This window comes from Microbacterium sp. NPDC078428 (genome assembly GCF_044542535.1).
GTDB classification, from domain to species: Bacteria; Actinomycetota; Actinomycetes; order Actinomycetales; family Microbacteriaceae; genus Microbacterium; species Microbacterium limosum.
In genome coordinates, this window is record NZ_JBITUP010000007.1 from 187,613 (window position 1) to 210,499 (window position 22,887).

Annotated in this window: 16 protein-coding genes; 3 read left to right on the forward strand and 13 right to left on the reverse strand. The window is 68.9% G+C overall.

Annotated elements, in window-relative coordinates:
- Positions 1-2: 2 nt before the first annotated feature.
- Together ACIGCK_RS13310 and ACIGCK_RS13315 are read right to left on the reverse strand one after the other, a co-directional pair.
- Positions 3-2,057 (reverse strand): hydantoinase/oxoprolinase family protein, encoded by a 2,055-nt coding sequence (locus tag ACIGCK_RS13310; RefSeq protein ID WP_396666724.1) that lies wholly within the window; start codon positions 2,055-2,057, stop codon positions 3-5.
- A 249-nt stretch (positions 2,058-2,306) separates the two neighbouring features.
- Positions 2,307-3,197 (reverse strand): LysR family transcriptional regulator, encoded by an 891-nt coding sequence (locus ACIGCK_RS13315; protein ID WP_396666726.1) that lies wholly within the window; start codon positions 3,195-3,197, stop codon positions 2,307-2,309.
- A 140-nt stretch (positions 3,198-3,337) separates the two neighbouring features.
- Here ACIGCK_RS13315 and ACIGCK_RS13320 point away from each other — a divergent pair, with 140 nt between their 5' ends.
- Entirely contained in the window at positions 3,338-6,799 is a 3,462-nt protein-coding gene (locus ACIGCK_RS13320; RefSeq protein ID WP_396666755.1) for a bifunctional proline dehydrogenase/L-glutamate gamma-semialdehyde dehydrogenase, read from the forward strand.
- A gap of 63 nt (positions 6,800-6,862) precedes the next feature.
- On the opposite strand, the gene ACIGCK_RS13325 is transcribed toward ACIGCK_RS13320, so the two are convergent.
- Positions 6,863-7,849, reverse strand: coding sequence for a nucleoside hydrolase (locus ACIGCK_RS13325; protein WP_396666728.1), 987 nt, complete (start codon positions 7,847-7,849; stop codon positions 6,863-6,865).
- 169 nt (positions 7,850-8,018) lie between these two features.
- Between ACIGCK_RS13325 and ACIGCK_RS13330 the strand changes: the two genes are divergently transcribed.
- Positions 8,019-8,600: a nucleoside 2-deoxyribosyltransferase gene (locus ACIGCK_RS13330; protein WP_396666729.1), complete on the forward strand. Its 582-nt coding sequence runs from the start codon at positions 8,019-8,021 to the stop codon at positions 8,598-8,600.
- Between the two features lie 65 nt (positions 8,601-8,665).
- Here the strand turns inward: ACIGCK_RS13330 and ACIGCK_RS13335 are convergent, their stop codons facing one another.
- The 6 genes from ACIGCK_RS13335 to ACIGCK_RS13360 all read right to left on the reverse strand — a co-directional run bounded on the left by ACIGCK_RS13335 (position 8,666) and on the right by ACIGCK_RS13360 (position 16,592).
- Positions 8,666-10,054 carry an NtaA/DmoA family FMN-dependent monooxygenase gene (locus ACIGCK_RS13335; protein ID WP_396666730.1) on the reverse strand — a complete coding sequence of 463 codons (1,389 nt, stop codon included), beginning with the start codon at positions 10,052-10,054 and terminating at the stop codon, positions 8,666-8,668.
- A 53-nt stretch (positions 10,055-10,107) separates the two neighbouring features.
- On the reverse strand, positions 10,108-11,724 hold the full coding sequence (locus ACIGCK_RS13340; protein WP_396666731.1) for an ABC transporter permease: 1,617 nt from the start codon (positions 11,722-11,724) through the stop codon (positions 10,108-10,110).
- Entirely contained in the window at positions 11,721-12,533 is an 813-nt protein-coding gene (locus tag ACIGCK_RS13345) for an ABC transporter ATP-binding protein (protein WP_396666733.1), read from the reverse strand. The genes ACIGCK_RS13340 and ACIGCK_RS13345 overlap by 4 nt, the downstream gene beginning before the upstream one ends.
- Complete coding sequence (locus ACIGCK_RS13350; RefSeq protein ID WP_396666735.1) at positions 12,533-13,558, reverse strand: ABC transporter substrate-binding protein; 1,026 nt, start codon at positions 13,556-13,558, stop codon at positions 12,533-12,535. The genes ACIGCK_RS13345 and ACIGCK_RS13350 overlap by 1 nt, the downstream gene beginning before the upstream one ends.
- A gap of 80 nt (positions 13,559-13,638) precedes the next feature.
- Positions 13,639-15,024 (reverse strand): NtaA/DmoA family FMN-dependent monooxygenase, encoded by a 1,386-nt coding sequence (locus tag ACIGCK_RS13355; protein WP_396666737.1) that lies wholly within the window; start codon positions 15,022-15,024, stop codon positions 13,639-13,641.
- A 197-nt stretch (positions 15,025-15,221) separates the two neighbouring features.
- Positions 15,222-16,592 carry an amidohydrolase family protein gene (locus ACIGCK_RS13360; RefSeq protein WP_396666739.1) on the reverse strand — a complete coding sequence of 457 codons (1,371 nt, stop codon included), beginning with the start codon at positions 16,590-16,592 and terminating at the stop codon, positions 15,222-15,224.
- Positions 16,593-16,730: 138 nt separating this feature from the next.
- On the opposite strand from ACIGCK_RS13360, the gene ACIGCK_RS13365 reads away from it, so the two are divergent.
- Complete coding sequence (locus ACIGCK_RS13365) at positions 16,731-17,798, forward strand: substrate-binding domain-containing protein (RefSeq protein ID WP_396666741.1); 1,068 nt, start codon at positions 16,731-16,733, stop codon at positions 17,796-17,798.
- Between the two features lie 49 nt (positions 17,799-17,847).
- Here the strand turns inward: ACIGCK_RS13365 and ACIGCK_RS13370 are convergent, their stop codons facing one another.
- The 4 genes from ACIGCK_RS13370 to ACIGCK_RS13385 form a co-directional block, all read right to left on the reverse strand.
- Positions 17,848-18,681: a hypothetical protein gene (locus ACIGCK_RS13370; protein ID WP_396666743.1), complete on the reverse strand. Its 834-nt coding sequence runs from the start codon at positions 18,679-18,681 to the stop codon at positions 17,848-17,850.
- Positions 18,682-18,851: 170 nt separating this feature from the next.
- Positions 18,852-19,415 (reverse strand): hypothetical protein, encoded by a 564-nt coding sequence (locus ACIGCK_RS13375; protein ID WP_396666745.1) that lies wholly within the window; start codon positions 19,413-19,415, stop codon positions 18,852-18,854.
- Between the two features lie 27 nt (positions 19,416-19,442).
- Entirely contained in the window at positions 19,443-21,086 is a 1,644-nt protein-coding gene (locus ACIGCK_RS13380; protein WP_396666747.1) for an esterase/lipase family protein, read from the reverse strand.
- Positions 21,087-21,110: 24 nt separating this feature from the next.
- Positions 21,111-22,217: a peroxidase family protein gene (locus ACIGCK_RS13385; protein WP_396666749.1), complete on the reverse strand. Its 1,107-nt coding sequence runs from the start codon at positions 22,215-22,217 to the stop codon at positions 21,111-21,113.
- Positions 22,218-22,887: the final 670 nt, after the last annotated feature.

Below are 22,887 nucleotides of genomic sequence, written 5' to 3' on the forward strand. Positions count from 1 at the left end.
ATTCAGGCCTCACTTTCGATTTCGAGGTTCGTGATGATGAGCGAGCCGTGCTCGTCGACCGTGACCGAGAAGCCCGGCGGCACGACCGTCGTGGCGGTCGCCTCGATGACGATCGCCGGTCCGGTGAACACGTGTCCCGCCCGCAGCGCGTCCCGCTCGGTGACGACCGTGTCGACCTCCTGACCGTCGAAGATGACCTTGCGGACCTCGTGGTCGAACTCGGGGCCGTCGGCCTGTCCGATCGTGAAGGTGTTCGCCGACTCGAGCCGGCCGACGACGCGCGTGCGCAGCGTGACGATCTCGATCGGAGCGCCCAGAGTGGAGTGCCCGTAGCGCGCCTCGTACGCTTTCGCGAAGCGCGCGCCGAGCGCGTCGAGGAAGCCCTCCTGCAGCGGTTCGTCCGCGTTCTCGAGCGGGACGGTCAGGAAGTACTCCTGCCCCAGGTAGCGGACGTCGACCGAGTGCTCGGCGTATCGGTCCGCCGCGGGGATGCCTTCGCTCTCGAGCGAGGCAAGCGCCTCGGTCTCGACTCTGCGCAGAACCCGGCTCATGTCGGTCGAGTCGATGTCCTCGTCGAGGAAGTAGTAGGGCTCGGTGAAGTCGCGCCGGATGTCGCCCTGCAGCATGCCCCACGCGGAGAACGCCCCGGGGAACCGCGGCACGATCGTCTCGCGGATGCCGAGCTCCTTGGCCAGGAAGACCGCGTGCATCGGACCCGCGCCGCCGAACGCCACGAGGGAGAAGTCGCGCGGCTCGATGCCGCGGGAGATGGTGATGGTCCGGATGGCCTGCGCCATCTGGGAGTTGGCGACGTTGCAGATGCCCTCTGCCATCTGCACCACGTCGAACCCGAGCTGCTCGCCGACGGATTCGATGGCGCTGACTGCGGCCGCGTGATCCAGACGCATCTGTCCGCCGGCGAAGTTCTCGGCGTCGACGCGGCCGAGCACGAAGTTCGCGTCCGTCACCGTGGGCTCGGTGCCGCCGCGGCCGTAGCACGCCGGTCCGGGCTGGGCGCCCGCCGATCGCGGGCCGACGCGCAGTCCGCCCGCCTCGACCCATGCGACCGAGCCGCCGCCCGCGCCGATCGTGTGGATGTTGACGATGCTCATCAGCATCGGCAGGCCTTCGAGCGTCGCCTCCGTCGAGACGTCCGGCACGCCGTTCACGACGAGCGACACGTCGAAGGAGGTGCCGCCCATGTCCACGCCGATCAGGTTGTCGTTGCCCACGATCTTCGTCAGGGCTTCCCCGCCGATCGCACCGCCGACCGGGCCGGACAGAAGCGTCTGAAGGGGACGCTCGCGCGCCGACTTGGCGGTGAGCACGCCACCGGAGGACTGCATGATGTGCAGCGGGGCATCGACGCCGCGTGCCGTCAGCTTCTCCTCGAGATCGACAAGGTAGCTGCGCACGACCGGGCCGGTGTACGCCTCGATGACCGCCGACGAGGTGCGCTCGTACTCGCGCCATTCCTTGGCGGCCTCGTGCGAGAGCGAGACCGTGAAGTCCTCGCCGAGCACCTCGCGCAGGATCTCACGGGTGCGCAGCTCGTGCGCGGGGTTCCGATAGCTGAAGAGGTACCCGACGGCGACGGCACCGTAGCCTTCGTCCTTCGCACGCATGGCGGCTGCGCGGACGGCGTTCTCGTCGAGGGGGACCAGCTCGCTGCCGTCGTACTGGAAGCGACCGGGGATGCCGATCACATCCTTGCGCTCGACGAGCGGCTCGGGCTTTCGATACTGCGCGTCGTAGAGGCGCATTCGCGGGCCCCGCGCGATGTGGTAGACGTCCTGAACACCGTCCGTCGCCAGAAGCAGCACACGCACTCCGCGTCGCTCGAGGAAGGCGTTCAGGCCCTGGGTCGTGCCGTGCACGATGAAGTCGATGTCCGCCAGGTCGTCGATGATCGACTCGAGGCCTCCCAGCACTCCGGTGCTCAAGTGGCCCGGGGTCGTCGACGCCTTGGTCGCTCGGAACTCCCCCGTCGACTCATTGAATGTCACGATGTCCGTGAAGGTTCCGCCGATGTCCATCGACACCCTGTAGCTGGTCACTGCTTGCCTCCTGCTGGGTCTGATTAGCGTGCATCGTATGAGTCGCGCCGGATCCGTTGGCGTGCACTTTGCCTTACTCCTGCCGGTGCAGTCAGGGCGTTGTGACCAAATGGGCCGAGGAGGGACGCGGAACCTTCGCGGCGAGCGGCCTGCAGCCGCGATTTCACGATGGAGTCCGCGGCCCTGACGGTCATGTTTCGCGCGTGTAAGACGTGTGTTAACGGAATTGCCCGGCGTCGGGCCGACTGTTCAGCGTTGCTGGCGCGCCGCGAGCGCGTCCTTCAGCGCTGCCAGCACCGCTGCGATCGCGGGGCTCTTGCGGGACGCCGTTCGGGCCGCCGCGAAGATCTCACGCTCGGGCCGGCCCGGTAGATCGACGAGGCGGACGGCGCCACCGTCCTGCGCCCACACGAGGTCGGGCAACATCGCGACGGCGTGTCCCGATGCCACCAGCCGGATGTGCGCAGTCAGGTCGGTCGCCTCGTACCGCACATCGGGTTCGAAGCCCGCCGCACGGCACTGCTGCACGGCCCAGTTGCGCACCGCCGTCCCCGACGGTTCGAAGATCCACGCCCGCTCCGCGAGGTCCGCCAGGCGGTGAGCCGGATCCTCCGCGGGCAGCGCCAGGCGGATCGGATCGGTGCCGAGGCTCGTCCGGTCGATGCCCGCGCGGAGCTCGCGCGTGTGACCCGGGTACTGCTCGGCCACCACCAGGTCGAATGTCCGCGCCGCGAGCTCGAAAAGGGCATCCTCGGGGGGCATCTCCCGGTACTCGAGGCGCACGGCCGGCCCGCGATCGGCCAGCAGACCAAGCGCGGCCGGCACCAGCGACTGCGCGGCGGTGGGCATGACCGCGATGCGAACCCGCGACTCCCCCGCCCCGGAGTCCCGCAGTTCGGCGCGCGCGGCCTCGTCGAGCTCGAGCACTCGCGCAGCGTGCCGCGCCAACCGCACCCCTTCCGCAGTGAGCCGCACACGCCGCCCATCCGGTTCGAGCAGCGAGGCACCCGCCTCGCGCTCGAGAAGCCCGAGCTGCTGCGAAACGGTCGAGGAGCTGTAGCCCAGCGCCCGCGCGACCTCGGCGATCGTGCCCCTCAGGCTGAGCTCGTGCAGCAGACGTAGCCGGCGTAACTCGAGCATGCGATCCAATCATCGGTTTTCTCGAAGAGTACTCGATGTGAACATGCGCTTTTCATGATGCGTTCTCCCCGTGACACTGAGAGTCCCCGCACCCGCGGCGCCCACTGCTCTGGAGGAAACCCATGTCGCTCTCCCCCTCGATGAATCCGATCGACGGAGAATCCCGCGCGGACGACGCGCTCGCCGACCTCGCTGACGACGCGGTCGCGCTCGTGCAGGCATGGCTGGAAGAGGCGCGCGGGGTGCCGGTCGACAAGTCGGCGCGTCGCCTCGCCGGGGTCCTGGGCGACGAGAACGGACTCGCGTTCACCGTCGGGTTCGTCGACGGGGTGGTACGACCGGAGGACACCGCGGTGGCGGCACGCAACCTGCGTGCTCTCGCGCCCCTCACGCCCCGATTCCTTCCCACGCCGCTGCGCGCGCTCGTTCGCCTGGGCGGAAGCCTCGCTCCGATCATGCCCGGCGTCGTCGTCCCGATCAGCCGGCGGGTGCTGCGCTCGATGGTCCGGCATCTCATCGTCGATGCGACGGATCGGCGCCTGGGACCGACCATCCGACGCATCCGCTCGGCCGACGGCGTCCGTCTCAACGTCAATCTGCTGGGCGAGGCGATCCTGGGCCAGGACGAGGCGGGCCGGCGGCTCGACGGCACGCGCCGCCTGCTCAGCCGGGACGACGTCGACTACGTGTCGATCAAGGTCTCGTCCACCGTCGCACCCCACACCCCCTGGGCGTTCGACGAGGCCGTCGCGCACGCCGCCGACGCACTGGTCCCGCTCTTCAGGATCGCGCGCGACGCGCCCACGGGTCGCAAGTTCATCAACCTCGACATGGAGGAGTACAAGGACCTCGACCTGACGCTCGCCGTCTTCACGTCGATCCTGGAGCGCCCCGAGTTCCGAACGCTGGAAGCGGGCATCGTCCTGCAGGCCTATCTGCCGGACGCGCTGGGCGCCATGATGCGCCTGCAGGAATGGGCGGGCGCGCGGGTCTCGGAGGGCGGAGCGCCGATCAAGGTCCGCGTCGTGAAGGGGGCGAACCTGCCCATGGAGCGCGTGGACGCCGAGGTTCACGACTGGCCCCTCGCCACGTGGTCCACGAAGCAGGAGTCCGACTCTTCGTACAAGGCCGTTCTCGAATACGCCCTCCGGCCGGAGCACACGCCCGCCGTGCGCATCGGCGTCGCCGGCCACAACCTCTTCGACATCGCGCTCGCCTGGCTGCTGGCGCAGCGCCGGGGAGTGACCGACGCCATCGAGTTCGAGATGCTGCTCGGAATGGCGTCCGCGCAGGCGACCGTCGTCCGGCGGACGGTCGGCTCGCTTCTGCTGTACACACCCGTGGTCCACCCGGCAGAGTTCGACGTCGCCATCGCCTACCTGATCCGCAGGCTGGAGGAGGGCGCCTCCAGCGACAACTTCATGTCCGCCGTCTTCGAGCTCGACAGCGACCCCGCCCTCTTCGCCCGGGAGCGTGACCGGTTCATCGCCTCGACGAAGGCGATCCCGCGCGATGTGCCGCAGCCCCGGCGGCGCCAGGACCGCCGGCGCGCACCGGGAACCACTGCCGTCGACGCCTTCCGCAACGCGGCAGACACCGATCCGAGCCTCGCGGCGAACCGCGTGTGGGCAGAGGACATCCGGGGCCGGATGCAGTCATCCTCCCTCGGTGAGCGCACCGTGATCGAGAACACGCTGTCGGACGTCCGTGCGCTCGACAGCGTGATCGCCGGGACCGTCGAAGCGGGCGCGGGATGGCGGGCGCTCGGCGAGGATGCCCGGGCCCGGATCCTGCACCGAGCCGGCGACATCCTCGAGGCCCGCCGCGCGGAGCTGCTCGAGGTGATGGGGTCCGAGTGCGGCAAGGTCATCGAACAGGGCGACCCCGAGGTCTCCGAGGCGATCGACTTCGCGCACTACTACGCCGAGAGCGGGCGGGCGCTCGCCGGGATGCGGGGAGCCGCCGCCGTACCCGCACGCCTCACCGTCGTCACGCCGCCGTGGAACTTCCCCGTCGCGATCCCGGCCGGCTCGACGCTCGCCGCGCTCGCCGCAGGGTCGCCCGTCATCATCAAGCCCGCGCGCCGGGCGCGCCGCTCCGGCGCGGTCATGGTCGAGGCGCTCTGGGAGGCGGGCGTGCCGCGCGACGTCCTCCAGTTCGTCCAGCTCGAAGGACGCGAGCTCGGCGACCGGCTGATCGGTCACTCCGCTGTCGAGCGCGTGATCCTGACGGGTGGGTATGAGACCGCCGAGTCCTTCCGCGCGATGCGACCCGACCTTCCGCTGCTGGCGGAGACGAGCGGCAAGAACGCGATCATCGTCACGCCGAGCGCCGACCTCGACCTCGCCGCCAAGGATGTCGCGTACTCGGCATTCGGCCACGCGGGTCAGAAGTGCTCTGCCGCATCGCTCGTCATCCTCGTGGGCTCGGTCGCCTCGTCGCAGCGTTTCCGGCGTCAGCTGGTCGATGCGGTGCGTGCGTACGACGTCGGGATGCCCTGGGACGGCACGGCGCGGATCGGACCGCTCATCGCCCCGGCCGAGGGCAAGCTGCTCCACGCCCTCACCGAACTCGAGCCGGGAGAGCGCTGGGCGCTCGCGCCCGAGAGGCTCGACGACGAGGGCGCGCTGTGGCGACCCGGCATCCGTGACGGCGTCATGCCCGGATCGCCCTTCCACCTCACCGAGTACTTCGGCCCCGTGCTGGGGATCATGACCGCAGCGTCGCTCGATGAGGCGGTGCGGCTGGTGAACGCGATCGACTACGGGCTGACGTCGGGACTGCACTCGCTGGACGAGGACGAGATCGCGCAGTGGATGGCCACCGTCGAGGCCGGGAACCTGTATGTCAATCGGGGGACCACGGGAGCCATCGTGCAACGGCAGCCGTTCGGCGGCTGGAAGAAGGCCTCGGTGGGGACCGGGACGAAGGCCGGCGGCCCCAATTACCTGATCGGGCTCTCGGACTGGGTCGATTCGCCCGTGGCGGCATCGGCGGTGACGGACCCGCTCTCTCGCGCGGCCCTGGCCGCCGCGCACGGCGCCGAGGCCGCCGACGTGGATTGGCTGGGCGGAGCTCTCGCTACGGACGAATCGGCGTGGGCCGACGAGTTCGGGGTGGTCCGCGACGTGACCGGCCTCGAGAGCGAGCAGAACGCGCTGCGCTACCAGGCCGTGCCGGTGACCGTCCGCGCCGACGGCGGCCGCGCGGTCGACCTCATCCGCGTCGTCGCGGCAGGCCTGCGGGCAGGATCGGACGTGTCGGTGAGCGCCGCGGGCGAGCCCTCCGCCGCGGTACGGGAGTGGCTGTCCGATTCCGGCGTGCCGTTGTCGATCGAGTCCGACCGGGCGTGGTTCTCGCGGGCATCTTCGCTGAGCGGTGCCGGGGGCAGGATCCGGCTGATCGGGGGCGACTCAGCGCGCCTCGCCGCACATCTCGGCGGTACGCCCGCAATCGCCGTCTACGCCGGCCCCGTGACGTCGGCGGGGCGGGTCGAGATGCTCGCGTTCGTGCGCGAGCAGGCCGTCTCGATCTCCGCTCACCGGTTCGGAACGCCACGCCGGTACGAGATCGACCGGCTCCTGCCCGCGGCTCGCTCCTGAGCCGGGGCGGTCTCGACCCGTCGAACCCGGCGGCGACGGGATGCCGCGGGCAGCCGCACCTCGCTACGGAAGCGTCAACAGCTTCTGGAGCAGGCGGGCGCCGAAGCCCTCCGCGGTCTCCAGCACGACCACGTTGAGTTCGTCCTCGCGGTCGACGGGGCCGCGGTACGAGGTCCGCAGGTCGGCGACGGTCATCCCTCTCGCCGGTCCTGCAGAGCAGTCGACGGCGAGAGTCGTCCTCGCCGAACGGAGGACCTGTTCCTCGCCGACGGCGAGCGCGACGGCCAGGGGATCGTGGAGAGCGCACTCGGGCGCGCCGAACACACCGGTGTAGAAGGAGAGATAGTGCTCGAGCGCCGACCCGATCAGTCGGGGAATCCGGCCCGGAGCGGCCCTCAGCTCCGCGGCGTCGGCGGCCGTGAGGCGCTGTCGCATCGTGGCGTCGAGCGGAACCAGGACGACGCGGAGGTTCGACCCGAGGACCCGCTGCGCCGCCTCCGGATCGTGCCAGATGTTCGCCTCGCCGACGGGCGTCGCGTTTCCGGGATGCAGCACGGCACCACCCATGATGACGACCTGGTCGATGAGCTCGGCGATCGAGGGGTCCAGGGAAAGCGCGATCGCGAGGTTGGTCAGGGGTCCGACCGCGATGATCACGAGGCGCCCCGCGTGCTCGTGCGCGAGCCGAACGATCGCGGCGGGCGCGGACTCGGCCGAGGCATCCACCGGCGAGCGCTCGAGCTCGACGCCGCCGAAACCGTTCGCCCCGTGAACCCTGTGGGCTGAACCGGAGAAGACTCCATCGAGCGACGAGGCCGCGCCGACATGGACCGGGATGTCGGCATGGCCCGCGATGGCGAGCAGGTCGAGCGTGTTCTGCGTGGCTTGGCCGACCGACACGTTCCCGAAGACCGTCGTGACGGCGACGAGTGCGTCCGCATTGTCTGCGAGCAGATAGCCGAGCGCGAGCGCGTCGTCGATTCCCGTGTCGCAGTCGAGGAGGTAGCGGCGATCCGCGGCCGACGCCCGCCCGTTCGGTGGTGTCGTCATGGCGTCCGCCTTCCACAATCTGTTGCCCGTCGCGACGCGAGGGCACCGCCTCGTTAACTCTTCGTTTCCGCGCCCGACGAAGAAGGTGACCTGCGTGATACTGGGTGCGGAATCGATTCGTCACCACCCTATCCAAGCCGCGGTGCGAACGGGAAACGAGGACACGAGGATGCTGAAGGTATATCTGGCCGGGCCGGAGGTCTTCCTGCCGGGCGGCCGCGAGCTCATCGAACGCAAGCGCGCACTGAGCACTCGGTACGGCTTCACGCCATCGCCGCTGCACGCGGATCTGACGCCCACGGCATCCGCCTCGCCGCTCGCACGGGGCATCGAGATCAGCCGGCTCAACGAAGAGCGGATGCGAGAGGCCAACGTGTGCATCGCGAACCTCACTCCGTTTCGGGGCGTCAGCGCGGATCCGGGCACGGTGTACGAGCTCGGCTACATGGCCGCGGAGGGCAAACCGGTCTTCGCCTACACGAACGATCCGGCCGACTACTCCGCCCGCGCGGCGACGTACTTCGCCGGCGGGCTGCATCGCGACGACGACGGGGTGCTGCGCGGGCCCGACGGGCAGATGATCGAGGATCACGGCATGGCCGACAACCTCATGCTGGAGGGCGGCATCCTCACCCGCGACGGTGTCTTCGTCCGTGCCGCGCACCCGATCGAGTGGGATGACCTCAGCGCTTTCGAGCGGTGCCTGACCGACGCGCGACAAGCGCTCACCGGTAGGCAACCGCTGGACTGAGCGGGGACGGCGGCGGCGGCGACGCGGACCGCGCTCGGGGCGGCGCACGGTGACCGCCGCGGGCCTCACGCGGGTGCGGTCAGGCGCCGGTAACTCGCTCCGGGATGCGTGGGCTTCAGACGGTCGCCGCCGCTCAGGCCGGCCCGGAAGGTGCGGGCCGCCGAGGGGGCCTCCGGTCGATGACCGCGGGACTGCATCACGGGCAGGACGAACGTTACGAAGCGGCGCAGCTCCGCGATATCCAAGGACGGCTGCAGCATGAAGCCATCGATGTCGGTCGCGGCGACGATCTCCTCCATGGCGTCGACGACATCGCCGCCGTCACCCGTGATCGTCCAGTCTCCGAGCTTCGCGCCCTTCAGGTCGTCGAGGATCTCACGGACGGTCATCGCCCGCTCGCCGGCCCGGGGAAGGTACTTCCTCACATCGCTCTGATTCATCTCTCCGAGATCGTCGCCTCGCTGGGTGAGAGGGAGTGCGGGATCGAGCGCCATCAGGTCGATGCCCGCCAGCGCGCGGAACTGACTGGCCGCGCCCTCATCCGTTTGAAGATCGACGATGCTCTTGCGCCACGAGAGCGCCTCGTCCCGGTCCGGGCCGGCGATGATGCTGGCGCTGCAGAACATGGCGATGTCGCCGGGCTCCCTTCCATAGCGAGCCGCCCGTTCGCGGATGTCCGCGACGCTCTCGGCCGTCCTCTCCAGGCTCTCGGACTTGACGAAGACGCACTCGGCGTACCGCGCCGCGAAGTCCTTGCCCACCTCGGATGTTCCGGCTTGGAAGATCACCGGCGTGCGCTGCGGGGACGGCTCGACGGTGAGATAGCCGGACGTTCGGTAGAACTCTCCCGCTCGATCGATGCGATGGATCTTCCCCGGGTCCGCGTACACTCCGCGGGTGCGGTCGGCGAGGACGCCGTCGTCGTCCCACGATCCCTCCCAGAGTTCGAGCGTCATCTCGAGGTACTCGCGCGCTCGCGCATATCGATCGTCGTGGGCCCGCATCTGCTCATGCCCGAACAGCAGCGCGATCGCATCCTGCGAGGAGCCCGTCACCACGTTCCAGCCGAGACGCCCCCTCGTGAGGTGATCCAGGGACGCCAGCCGGCGCGCAGTGTGCACGGGATGGTCCAGGCCGGTCGGCGATGTGAAGACGAGTCCGAGCCGCTGCGTGACGTGCGCCAGGGCGGGGATCAGGGTCATGGACTCCAGCCCGGAGAAGCTCCCACCCTCGACCGCGGCGGGCAGCACGTCGCCGCGCGCGTCGATCGGATAGCCGTAGCCGTCGGCGAAGAACAGGAAGTCGAAGGCCGCATCGTCGAGCAGCTGCGCCATCTCGACCCAGAAGGCGAGGTCGGTGTACTCGTGGTGGCGGCTCTCGGGATGGGCGAGGGCGAACTTGTTGCTGTTCGCCGCCCGCGCCGACTCGAAGACGCCGAGTCCGATGCGCTTCATGGGGATTCCTTTCTCAGCAGAGGCGCCGGCCCCTGAACACCGCGGCGGTCGCGTCATCCCCCGATGCCGAGGCGGCGGGTGATCCATCCGCTCACCACACCCAGCACCAGATAGATGGCGAGGACGACGACGACGAGACCGATGCTGGCCGCCCACAGCTGGAGGTACTCGGCACGAGCGGACGAAAGCGTCAGCAGGTATCCGATCCCGTTGCCCGTGGCCAGCCACTCCGCAAGTGTGGCGCCGGCTATCGCGGCCGGCACGGCGATCTGCGCGGAGGCGATGATCGAGGGCACCGCGTAGAGCAGGCGCACGCGGCGCGCCGCCTCGAAACCGGATCCGCCGCTGGCGCGGATCACGTCGATCGCCCCCTCGGGGGCCGCACGCAGGCCCATCATGACGTTCACCAGGGTGGGGAAGAAGCTGACGAGCACCACGACGATCGTCACGGTGAGTAGCCCGCGGCCGAACACGATGACGACGATCGGAAGCATGGCCAGAAGAGGTATCGAGCGCAGCACGATGGCCATGGGCATGGCCACGCGGCTCAAGCTCGGGAGCGCGACCAGCAGCACGGCACCCGCGATGGCGAGGACCGTGCCGACGACGAATCCGACGGCCGCGTCCACGGCGGTCTGCCCGAGTGCGACCAGGAAGACGTCCCAGAATGCGGACGGGCCGAGTCCTCGCAGCGCATCCCCCGCGATCGCGTACCCCAGCAGCTCATGGGGCAGTTTGACGAAGTACTCGTCGAGGCCGAACACGAAGCGCAGCGAGTACCAGAAGCCGAGGATGACGACCAGGGCGATCACTGCTGAGCCGACGGCCGCCCAAGATGCGAGCGGGGTCGACTGCGCACCCGCAACCGAGGTGCCGACGTTCGAACCCCGGCCCGCCCAGGGGACGATGAGGCGCGCGAGGAGTGCGACAAGGCCGAACCCGAGTGCCGCGATGACTCCGGAGAAGACGCCGATCGCCCACACCCGGTTGACGAGCATCATCTCCTGAGCCGCGACGAGCACGGCTCCGAGGCCTTCCGCCGAGCCGAAGAACTCGGCGATCAGTGCGCCCAGCACCGCCGCGGGCACGGCGATCTTCAACGCGGCGATGATGCTCGGCAGCGCCGACCAGAGCCGCAGGAATCGCAGCCGTGCCCATTCCCGTCCCCCGCTAGCGGTGATGACGTCGAGACCGCGGTCATCGACCGAGCGGAAGCCGAGCAGCACGCCGACGAGCAGCGGGAAGTAGACGAACAGCGCCGTGACGACGATGCGTGCCGTATCGGGCTGGAGCGCTGCGATGAGGATCGGAGCGATCGCAACGGTGGGAATGACGTTGAGCACGATGGCGACGATCATGACCACCGGCTGGCTCAACGGCACCAGGAAGCAGATCGCGGCGAGCGGGATGACGACGATCACCGCCCACAGCAGTCCGAGTGCGGCGTTCTGCAGGGTGAAGGCCGCGTTCCGCAGGATCAGGTCCGCGTCCGCGGACATCTGCGTCACGAGCTCCCACGGGAACGGGATCACGTGCCGCCCGGAGAGCGCCCATGCCACGGCGGTCCATGCCGCCAGCACGCCCAGGACGACCGCCGCGGGCATGAAGGTTCGCGCGGCGAAGCGAGGAGGCGCGAACCGCGGCGGCGCGATGGCAGGCGCGGCCATCATGCCGCCTTCGCGGCGAAGAGCAGCTGGGCGAGCCTGTCCGCGTAGTCGTGGAACTCGGGACTCGAGCGCACCTCGGCGGTCCTCGGTCGCTCCAGGGCTACGTCCACGCGTGCCACGATGCGTCCGGGACGAGCCGCCATGACGAAGATGTGATCGCTCAGGAAGACCGCCTCCCCGAGGGAATGCGTCACGAGCAGCGTCGTCGTCGGACGCTCCGACCAGATGCGCTGGAGCTCGGCGTTCATCGTGTGCCGGGTCATGTCATCGAGCGCGCCGAAGGGCTCGTCCAGCAGCAGCACGCTCGGCTCGAGCACGAGCGCCCGGGCGATCGCCACGCGCTGGCGCATCCCGCCCGACAGCTGCGCCGGGCGCGCCTTCTCGAAGCCCTTCAGACCCGTGAGCGCGATGAGGTCGGCGATGGCCTTCTTGTCGATGCGGCGACCGGCCACCTGGAGGGGAAGCGCGATGTTCGCCTCGACGGAGCGCCAGGGAAGCAGCGCGGCATCCTGGAAGGCGACGCCGATCTGATGCTGCTGCTGGACGACGGCGGCCGCCTGCGAGAGCACGGACACCGACCCGCTGGTGGGGTCGTCGAGGCCGGCGAACATGCGCAGCAGTGTCGACTTCCCGCATCCAGACGGTCCGATGAGGGCGGTGAACGAACCCTCGCGGGTGTCGAAGGAGACCCCCTCGAGTGCGGTGACCGGTCCGTGCGAGGTCTTGAAGACCTTCACCACCTCGCGGACCCCGAGGCCGGCTCGCGCCGACCCGGCCTCGGGGGAGATGACCGGCGTGGAAGCGTCGACCACTACAGCACCCCCTCCGCGACGCTGAGGTCGAAGAGATCGTGGGCGTCGAGATCGACACCGAGGATGTTCTCGAACAGCGCCTGCGTCTCCGCGAGCCCCGATTCGGTCACCTCGAGGAGCGCGCCGCCGGAGCGCTCCTGACCGCGCCGGATCAGGTCGGCCCACACGGCGGCCCCCTCGACCTGGCTCGCGAGCTCGAGGCCGAGCTGCTCGCCGTATACGTCGTAGGTGATCTCGCCGACGGCTGCGGGGTCCTCGAGCAGATCCTCGACGCCCAGCTTGGTGCCCTCGATGATCGCCTTGATCTGCGCCAGCTGCTCCGGGTCCTCCAGCGAGTCGCGCCGGACGGTCAGGATGGAGCTCCACCGGTTGTAGCCGTGCTCGGCAACGGGGATGACGGTGGTGTCGATGCCCTGGGCGGCGAGCACCACGGGGACGTTGCCCACGGGGCTCACGATCGCGTCGACCTCCCCGGAGACCAGCGGAGTCGGCGAGCCGTCGACCGGCACCGTCGAGACGGTCGACATGTCGAGACCCAGCCATTCGAGGAAGGGAAGCGTGGTGCGGTCATTGGCCGACAGGCCGATCGTCGCCCCCTCCAGCTGCATCGGGTCCTCGATGCCGTCCTCGGCGAGCGAGACGATCGCGTTCGAGGAGTACTGATAGACGGCCGCGACGCCGACGAGGGGGGCGCCGCCGAGGACGGCGTTGGCCAGCGACTCGCTGGTCATCAGCCCCACCAGCGCACCGCCGCTGACGATCTGGGCGTCGACGGCGACTTCGGGACCGCCCGGGAGGATCTCGACATCCAGACCGAGGTCCTCGTAGTACCCCTCCTCGACGGCGGCGATGATCGCCCCGTTCTCGACGTTGGGGAGCCACCCGAACTGGATGGCGGCCGAACCCAGGTCCCCGGCGGCGGCATCGTTCGAGCCGGAGGCCTCAGGGTCGGAACCGGCCGAGCAGGCGGCGAGCGTGAGCCCCATGCTCGCCACCGCGGCGAGCGCGACGAGTCGGCGAGACATGCGAGTGCGGGGAGATCGAATGCTGATCACGGGTTTTCCTTCTGTCGGGGTGCAGGGATGGAGCAGGGCAGGGGTGGAGGTCAGGCGGGAAGGTGGGAGCGCAGCACGGGTCGCGAGAGTGCGCTGAGTGCGGGCGTCTCGGCGGACATGAGCCGCTCGCGGAGCGTGCCGCTCCGTGGCTGCTCGGCGACGACGCCGCGCTCGCGCAGCAGGGGGAGCACGGAGTCGATGAAGGCGTCGTAGGAGGCGGTGCCGCCGAAGGTGCATTCGATCAGGTAGCCGTCGAGGTCCGCCTCGCGGGCGATTCTCTCCAGCTGCTCGGCACACTGCGCGGGAGTGCCCGTCACCTTGAAGCCGCCCGTGGTCTCGACGATCCTCTCCAGGATCTGCGCCACCGTAGGACTCGAGGAGTCTCCCCGCTGGTACTTCATCGCACCCGACTGCCCCACTTCGCTGCGCACACCGTCGAGGGTCTCGTCCGGGTCGAACTTCATCAGATCCACGCCGCTCCAGCCCATGTAGAGCGCGGCCATCGCGGCGGTGCTCGGCGCGGAGGACAGGCTCCGGCGCAACTCGTGGGCCTCTTCCTCGGTCTCTCCGACGATCACGGAGACGCTGTTGACCACCTTCACCGAGTCGCGAGCGCGCCCGGCGGCCTCGACGGCGTCGCGGATGCGGCTCACCACCGTCTTCGCGGACGCGATGTCGCGCTTCTGCACGAAGACGGCCTCGGCGAAGTCGCCCGCGAATCGCATCCCCCTCGGAGAGGTACCGGCCTGGAAGAGGGTAGGGGTGCGCTGCGGAGATGGATTGGCGGAGTAGTACCCGTCGAGGTCGAAGTACTCACCGGCGTGCGTGATCCGATGCACCTTCGCGGGATCGATTGCCGTACGCGTCGACTTGTCGAAGAGCATGGCCCCGTCATCCCACGCGGTCTCCCAGAGAGTCAGACAGAGGTCGACGAACTCCTCGGCACGGTCGTAGCGAAGATCGTGCGGCATCACCCCGCGTTCGCCGAGCAAGCGGGTGAGGGACTCCTGCATGTCGCTGGTGACGATGTTCCAGCCGACGCGTCCCGCTGTCAGGTGATCCAGGGTCGTGAATCGACGGGCGTGGATGTAGGGCCGCTCGACGGTCGTCGACGCGGTCAGGACGAAGCCCAGGCGATCGACGGTCGCGGCCAGGCCGCTCACGAGCGACATCTGGTCGAGGACGGGGAACTGCACCGATTCCCGGATGACGACCTCGGGCACCTCTCCGTCGGCATTCATGGGATAACCCGAGGCGTCTGCGAAGAAGAGGTAGTCGAACCCGCCCTCATCGAGCCGGCGGGCGAGCCTCTGCCAGAAGGCGAGCGACGCATACTCTTCCGTGCTGCTCAGCGGGTGGGTCCATGCATTGGAGAGGAAGACCGGAGACATGACCTCGAATGCGCCGAGTGAGAGCGTCTTCTTGTGCGTCGCCACGGGCGGTCTCCTTACAGGTCGGGCGTCGAATGGGTGCGGAATCGATTCTGCACGCACTGGAGCGCAGACATCCCGGAGAAGCCGAAACTGTAAACGACGCGTAAAGAATCGTCATCTCGTCGCAACAAACGGCTGCGGCGGGCGCAAAGAGCCGGGCCGCACGCGGCGGCGGCCCGGCTTCGCGGACGCATGGGGCGTCAGGCGATGAGGGCGACCAGCTCTTTCTGCCGGGCCGCGGCGCGTGCGCGGATCTCCGCCACGTCGACCGTGACGACCTCGCCGTCCTTCACGACCATCTCGCCGTCGACGAGCACGTGGCGGACGTCCCGTCCCGTGGCGCATTCGTAGGCGAAGATCTCCGGTGACGCGTATGCGGCCGCATCCGGTCCATCCGTGCGCAGCACGACGATGTCTGCCCTCTTGCCGATCGCAAGCGAGCCCGCGCGGTCCCCCAGCGCCATGGCGCGGGCGCCGCCGACGGTCGCCATGCCGAGGATCTCCTCGCCCCGGACACCGTTGCGGTTGTGCACGGGGGTCGCTTCGGCATGCTGCTGCCCCACCCGGGCGAGCATTCCCACCTGGAAGAGATCGAGCGTGCCCAGCGTCGCGACGCCGTCGGTCCCGAGCCCGATCGCCACGCCCCTCCGCCACATCCGCAGCGCCGGGGGCGTGCCGATCGAATAGTTGCCCTTCGCGCAGTGGGCGGCGGAGACGCCATGACGCACGTACGCATCGACATCGTCGTCGTCGACCAGAATCGAGTGCGCGCCGTGGAGGGTCTCATCGAACACCCCCTCATCGATGAGGTGGTCGATGGGGCGCTTCCCGAACCTCTCGAGCGCGAAGTCGATCTCGTACGTGCCCTCGACGAGGTGGGTGTGCACCTTGACCCCCCGCGCCTTCGCCTCTCGGTGAATCTCCCTGACCAGTTCGGGCGTGCTCGTGATGATCTGCCGCAGCGACATGCAACCCGTGACCCGCGACGAGCCGTCGGGCGCGGTGGGAAGCGCCTCCACGAGCTCGATGTTCCGCGCGATCGCCTCGTCCGTCGTCATCCGCATCGTCGACGGGATGCGTTCGCCGCCGTCCATCGTGTTCTGGGAAACCGCCCCGCGGATGCCGGTCGCCCACGCCGCACTTGCCATCGACTCGGGATGAGGGCCCCCGGCCTCGAAGAAGGTGGTCGTTCCCGTCTGCAGCATGGCGGTGTAGGCCAACAGACCCGAGAGCTCGACGTCTTCGGGCGAGAGGTTCGCCTCGAAGGGGACGAGATACTCGCGCCACGTCGGCACCCGCAGCGCGCCACGCGTGGCCAGCTGGGGGATCACCCCGCGCATGAGCGTCTGCGCCGTGTGAAGGTGCGCATCCACGAGCCCTGGCATCAGGATGTCTCCGCTGGCGTAGGTGCGCTTGTCCGAATGCCACCGGCTGGTGACGTCGCTCGTCGCGCCCACGTCCACGATCACCCCGTCCTTGATCGCGATCGCGCCGTCGGCGATCACACGGGCCTCGCCGTCGAAGGTGAGGACGTGCGCGTTCTGAATGAGGCGGTCGGCTCGCTGGGCCATTGCTTCTCCGGATTCGAGTGGGACGGTTGGTGACAGGGCGGATGCCGAATCGATTCGTCGTAGAATTCAAGCACGTATGCGAGCCACACGAGCGGCCTATGCTGGGGAGACATCCAGGCCTCGCGGAAAGCACGGAGGATGACGAGCGGATTCGTACGGGCGACGATCGCCGACGTGGCGGCTGCGGCGGGAGTCTCCAGGACGACCGTGTCGGTTGCGCTGTCCGGCCGTGGCCGGGTCGATCCGCAGACGCGCGAACGCGTGAGGAATGTCGCGGATGCCCTGAACTATCGGCCCAGCGTTCGGGCGCAGCGGCTGCGAGGCGGCGCCTCGCGGACGATCGGGCTGCTGACTGCTCTTCCCGACGAGGTCGTCGGTCGCGATTCGCATCTGAGCTTCCTGTTCGACCTCGCAATGCCCCTCGCGCGGACGCTTCTGGAGATGGGCTATTCGACGCTTCTCCTGCCTCCCGTCGGAGATCTCGCGCACCTCGACTCGATCGACGCCGACGCGGTCGTCGTGATCGATCCGCGCGAGAGCGATCCGATCATCACGCGCTTCCGGGAGCGCGGCATGCAGGTGGTGGCCATCGGTTCGGTGGCGGGGGTCGACGCCAACGGCGTGGTCGACCGTGGAGATGGCGACGCCGAGGTTGCGATCGGTCACCTGATCTCGCGGGGTGCCCGGTCCATCGCCCTCCTGTCGACCGCCGAGCAGCACTCGCTCGCCGCGAGCCTGCGCCGATTCGTCTCCGAGCGCGGACACCGACTCGACGCCAGGCTCCGACTCGTCGAGATCTCCTCGGCATCGGGCGAGCGGGGCGGGTACGAGAAGACCCTCGAACTGCTCGCGGCCGATCCCTCGATCGACGCCGTGTACGCGCCCATCGACGCCTTCGCCGTCGGTGCGTCGCGGGCCGTGCAGGAGCGCGGGCGGCGAGTGCCGGAGGACGTCATGATCATCACGAACTACGACGGGCCGCGTGCTCAAGCCTCGTCGCCCCCGCTGACCGCACTCGACCTGAATCTGACATCGATCGCCGAGGCCGCGGCCGAGCTTCTGATCGCGTGCGTCACCGACCCGCGGCCGGAACAGCGCACGATCAAGGTCGCCAACCCCGGACTCCGCGCGAGGGCATCGACGGCACGAGCGACCGCCGAGAGGAGCGGCACCCTGCTCTCCGGGACCCTTCCGCCGGGGATGTGAGCACTCGGGAGTCGCCGACCCCAGCGATCGGGAGCAGGGTCCGACCTGCTCAGCAGGCGCGACTCGTGGAACCGACGCTGGGGCTGAATTCGAACCGGAGCGCGTCTGTGCTCGCCAGAACGACGGCAGTGCCGTTGGTATCGCTCCACGTCCGCGGCAGGAGCAGGAGTCGACTGCCTTCTTGAGTGATGAGGACGAGCCCGTCGTACCGGTACCCGAAGGCGGCATCCTGAGATGAGCACATGGTCTCCGTGACCCCCGGCTCGGTGAGGTTCAGGCTTCGCTCCGAGTAGAGGATCAGTGTGGGCCAGCCGGGCAGGCTCTGCACGACCTGCTCGGCACGCTGTTCGCCGACGCGCGCCGACAAGTCGCCCACGGCCCAGAACAGCCCCACGCTCACCAGGACGACGACGGCGGACCACTCGGCAACGACCCATGAGGTGGGAGGTGCGAGTCGGGGGCGGCCTTTGCCGTCGGCCAGCCAGCGCATCGACTTCGTCGCCGCGGTCAGCAACAGGACGCCGAAGACGAGCGCCATGCCGCCGAGGGCCGGATAGTCGGTGAGCCATTCCGGCACGAGGAATGCCACGCCTCCGACGATCATCAGCCCGAGCCCCAGGATGGAGAAGAACGGCACGGACATCCGCACGACGCCTTCCACGGTGCCCGAGCGAAACCGTGGGATGAGCAGTTGGAAGATCCATGCCAGGGCGAGCACGACGGCCCCGATCGCGCTGAACGGGAAGAGCAGGCCATCCGCGCTGCGAAGGATGTAGTCCTCGGGTGAGAGCTCGAAGAGCGTGTAGTCGACGCCGAATCCCGCGAAGAACCAGTACGCGTGGATCAGACCGAAGTAGTACATCAGGGCTGTGATCAGGGTCACGGGCGTGATGATCGACGCCGCGGCCCTCACCACACCCCACGGCCCGGGAGGGCGCGCCGGGGGTGCGGAGCTGCGGCTCGACGCGGCTTCGGCCGGCGCCGGCCCCGATGCGTCACCGGGGTTGGTGACCGCGTCCTCGGCCGAGCCGTTCGGCGATCTTCTGGTCCGCATCACTGCGCGTCGCTCCGCACCGTCGAGCCGGTGTCCGGGCTCTCGTCGGCCGGTGGCGCGGTGGGCGAGCTCTCTTCCGATGGCTCGACGGGCGAAGGTGCGTCCTCGCATCTGACATTGACGACGATCGTGACGGTCCCACCCGCCGTCGTGTCGACGTACGGGTCGGAGGTGGCCGGGTCCGCTTCCGCGCCCTCGACGAACAGGATCGTGTCGCAGGTCGCCCCCTCCTCCAGTTCGGTGGATTCACCCTTCTTCTGGACGGTGACGCACTGGTCGCCTCCGCAGGCTGCGGCGATCCCGGCTCGCAGGTCGGCGAGGCCCGATTCGTACGCTCGGCCCTGCAGTCTGTCGGTGGGCAACGGAATGCGCAGCGGACTCCCCACGGCGATCCCTCCGGAGTCACCGCCGCCACCGTTCCCGCCGGGCTCCGTCGCGGTCCCGGTGTCCGGCGGAGCCGTGGGGGATGTCTCGGTCGTCGATCCGCAGGCGGTCAGGCACGCGAACACAAGCGTCATCCCCGCGACGCACATGGTGGCCCTGCGTTGCACCGTGTCGGGCATTCGTGCCCCCTTTCGCGAGGGCGCAGATCAAGGAGGGGTCTGCGCAGCCGGAGAGCCGGCTTCCGGATCGGATTCGATCTTGATGCGCAAGCGCGCGGTGAATCCGGTGCCGCCGATGTCGAACGTCCACTCACCGGGCGAGCTCTCGACGGGTCTCGCCCGCTGAATCTCCGAGCGGTGGTCGTCCCCCGCCCGCTCCTGCAGCTGCTCGAGCTCGAGCGCGTAGGGACCGGCGAGGTAGTGCTCGCCGGTGTGGACGAAGATCTGTGGCGTCGCACCGGGGAAGACCTGCACGTAGTACTGCTTGCGGAAGACGACATTGTCGGAGAACCCGATGCCGAAGGTGTCGCGTTCTCCCACGTACACGTCGGCCCGGAAGACCAGGCCCGGCACGTCCGGCGGCTTGTCGCCCCCGTCGACCCACCCTTCCCAGATGAGCCGGCCGGGGCCCGCCCAGCCCGTCGTCTGGTCGCCGTACGCGGCGAGCGGCTTCCGGAGCTCTTCGACCAGGTCGGGCAGGTCGTCGGTAAGGTCCGCCTTCCGGAAGGGGCCGTAGCAGTTCTCGGCCTGGACGCTCTGGTGGAACAGTTCGAAGTCCACGTACCTCGGCTTGATGGACACACCGAAGAAGAACTCGCTGCGCCCGAACCAGTCACCGCCGCGCGTGATCTTCGCGCTGTCCAGCGAGAGGGCGACGCGGTGCCGAGCATGGAAGAACCGCATCGAGACCTCGTACGCCTCCCGCGAGGTCACCAGCGAGTCCTTGCCTCCGTGGGCTTTGTGGACGAACGTCCGGGGCGCCCCCGGCAGCTGCGCGGAGGCTTGCTTGACGAGTCCGTCGCTGCGGTTGTAGTTCGCGTGGCCCTCGTCGAACAGGGTCGCGACCCGGTTGAGTACGGTCGTCACCGCGATGTTGTACGACCTGTAGTCGGTGCCGACGACGGTGAGGATGCGGCGGGTGTCGAAAGCCTCCTCCCAATCGAGGAACCGGGTCGAGTCGGGACGGAAGGACGCCATCTCATCGCCGGCATCGTTCACTTTGGGAAGCACGCGGAGCAGCCAGTCCGGTGCACGTTGGAACGCGATGCCGCGGTGCGGTGTGCCGAGCGTGACGATCCGGTGGATCCTCCGCTTGGCCGACCCCGGCTCTTGCCGGTGCATGGCGAGGACACCCTCGCGGGTGACGAGGCCGCCCATGCTGTGCGCGACGATGTCGACTCCGCGGAACTGTTCGGTGTGGCGCGCGGCGGAGCGTTCGATCAGCTCGATCAGCCGGACCAGCCCGGACCCGTAGCTTTCCAGGGCACGGGGGCGCAGGTCGTAGTACCGGTAGATCCAGATCGTGCCGGCGGTCCCCTGGGAGAGCACGCGGGCTTCGACGGTCGGGTCGAGCACCACCGTGCCCTCCAGCAGGTCCGGCGCGATGTCGCTGTCCACCGGAGGCGCGCCGACCGGGTCGGCATAGAACCCGACCACGTTCGTCGCGTCGTGATACCGGTAGCGGTCGGACTTGAAGGCGCGCAGGACGAAGCCTTCGTAGATGTAGTTCTCGCCCCGCTTGTTCGGGTAGACAGTGCCGTCGTTGAATCCCTGGTACGGGCTGGCCTGCTCGTCCGAGACATCCGCTCCGCCGAACCCCCGCACCAGGATCAGCGGCCGCAGCTCCGTCATCGCCGTGCCCCGCGTCGCTGCCGATCAGCGGCTCGGAGGTGCGGGGAGATCTGTAACACCCAGACCGTGACCGGCGACCTTGATGAGATCGGGAACCGTGAAGTCCTCCGCCTCGGCGGCGGGCAGGAACGGCTTCCACGTCGGCTGAACGCGCAGATAGGATGACGGGTCCTGCGACATGAGGCCGAGCATCACCTCCGCGACGATGCGGCCGCCGATGGGCCCGAGATGCTTGCCGCCGTCGCCGAGCAGACTGGCCTCTTTCAGGATGTAGTACCACAGGGGTGCGGCCCCGCCACCGGGGAGCTCGAGGTCTGCATCGCTGAGCACCGGCCCGCCCATGTGCGCGGCCACGTCCTGTCCCGACGGCAACATCATCCGCGCGCCGCGCGTGAGATTCCTGCTGATCAGAGATGGCCGGTTCCCGGCGATCTCGGGCGGGAGCGCTGCGAGTGGGTTCGCGAGCTTCGTGTCGATGAGGCGGGAGGGCTGCAGGCCGTCCTGACTGGCACCGTCGACCTCGAAGAACCGCGCCCATTCGATCGTCCAGAACGGGGGCAGGATCCGGAACCCGCCGAAATGCCCCAGCGGGTTCGCCGAGTCCGGGGTGAACGTCGGAAGGGGACCGCCGTTGCCCGAGGGACCCGGCCCGCCGACGAGCGTATTCAGGCGGTACCGGCCGCGGATCATCGAGTGACCGAAGCGGTACGCGGCGACGGAGGACTCCACCGGCATGTAGGGCTCGTACTTCCACTTGAAGAACCGGCGATCGATCACCGGCAGCGCGTTCGGCTCCTCCTTGAAGACCTTGCCGCGCATCTGCGCGCCGACGATCCGCCGGAGGAAGTCGTGGACGACGATCCACTGGTAGTGCCAGCGCACGATCCGCTGCGCGGCCTCGAAGGTGTTCCCGTTCGTCCGACGGAATGAACGGCGGCAATCGGAACATTCGACCGAACTTGCCCTCATGCAGGCGCGAAAGCGGCAGATGCGAGAGCCCCCGCATCTCGTATCCGTGCCCGCGCGCGGACCTTCGTCCGTAGCCGATCTCATGCGCCGAGGTCGCCCACGCGACCAATTGTTCGGTCGTACGCGGCGCCTCGACGTGCGGCACGTTGACCGGTTCGGCATCGATGATGGACATCACAGTCCTCCCAGAACTCATGCGACATTGCACTGCGATTCGGGGGGCCGGCAAGCACCTCAAGGTCCGAAAGAACGCGGAGAACGAGGCTGCTCGTGCGTGTATCCGCTCGGCAAGCTGGCAGCGCCCCCCGCGGAATTCAAGAGCATGCGTAGACAGGCGTGGGGGCCACTTATGCCGGCGCGATGGGGCCCGTATATTCGCGAGGGGGCACGGATCCGCCGTTCCTCCCCTACCCGGTTCCCGTCCGCGGTTCTGGTGTCGTCGACTCCACCTCCGGCGACTAGCCTTCACTCCCGGGGGAAGCGCGCGCCGGATTGCGCGGTTCGTCCCGGCTACGCCGCGACGGCGCGCATCGCTCCGACGCGCGAATGGACTCGCTGGAGCGCCCACCTATGCCGGACTGGGCAGCGGCCATGCGCGAATGTAGAGCTCGCAGCACTCCTCGCCTCTCTCAGCGTGAGCGCCAGCGTGAACACAAGACAGCACTGAGAGAGAGTTCGGTCACGCGAGCGCACCAGGCTCTCGCCACTCGATTGGTCGAGGAGAGCGCGGCTCCCGAGGGTGACGTCCCCTGGGGTGGTGTAGTTCCTGGGCTCGAGTGTCACGTCGTTGACGTGGTGAGCCATCGTGCGATGGTCAGGTGAGAACCGACTA

Coding starts and splice junctions, on each gene's coding strand:
- ACIGCK_RS13315 (WP_396666726.1), bottom strand. CDS start 3,197: ATGCTCGAGTTACGCCGGCTACGTCTGCTGCACGAGCTCAGCCTGAGG.
- ACIGCK_RS13320 (WP_396666755.1), top strand. CDS start 3,338: ATGAATCCGATCGACGGAGAATCCCGCGCGGACGACGCGCTCGCCGAC.
- ACIGCK_RS13325 (WP_396666728.1), bottom strand. CDS start 7,849: ATGACGACACCACCGAACGGGCGGGCGTCGGCCGCGGATCGCCGCTAC.
- ACIGCK_RS13330 (WP_396666729.1), top strand. CDS start 8,019: ATGCTGAAGGTATATCTGGCCGGGCCGGAGGTCTTCCTGCCGGGCGGC.
- ACIGCK_RS13335 (WP_396666730.1), bottom strand. CDS start 10,054: ATGAAGCGCATCGGACTCGGCGTCTTCGAGTCGGCGCGGGCGGCGAAC.
- ACIGCK_RS13340 (WP_396666731.1), bottom strand. CDS start 11,724: ATGATGGCCGCGCCTGCCATCGCGCCGCCGCGGTTCGCGCCTCCTCGC.
- ACIGCK_RS13350 (WP_396666735.1), bottom strand. CDS start 13,558: ATGTCTCGCCGACTCGTCGCGCTCGCCGCGGTGGCGAGCATGGGGCTC.
- ACIGCK_RS13360 (WP_396666739.1), bottom strand. CDS start 16,592: ATGGCCCAGCGAGCCGACCGCCTCATTCAGAACGCGCACGTCCTCACC.
- ACIGCK_RS13365 (WP_396666741.1), top strand. CDS start 16,731: ATGACGAGCGGATTCGTACGGGCGACGATCGCCGACGTGGCGGCTGCG.
- ACIGCK_RS13375 (WP_396666745.1), bottom strand. CDS start 19,415: ATGCCCGACACGGTGCAACGCAGGGCCACCATGTGCGTCGCGGGGATG.
- ACIGCK_RS13380 (WP_396666747.1), bottom strand. CDS start 21,086: ATGACGGAGCTGCGGCCGCTGATCCTGGTGCGGGGGTTCGGCGGAGCG.
- ACIGCK_RS13385 (WP_396666749.1), bottom strand. CDS start 22,217: ATGCCGAACCGGTCAACGTGCCGCACGTCGAGGCGCCGCGTACGACCG.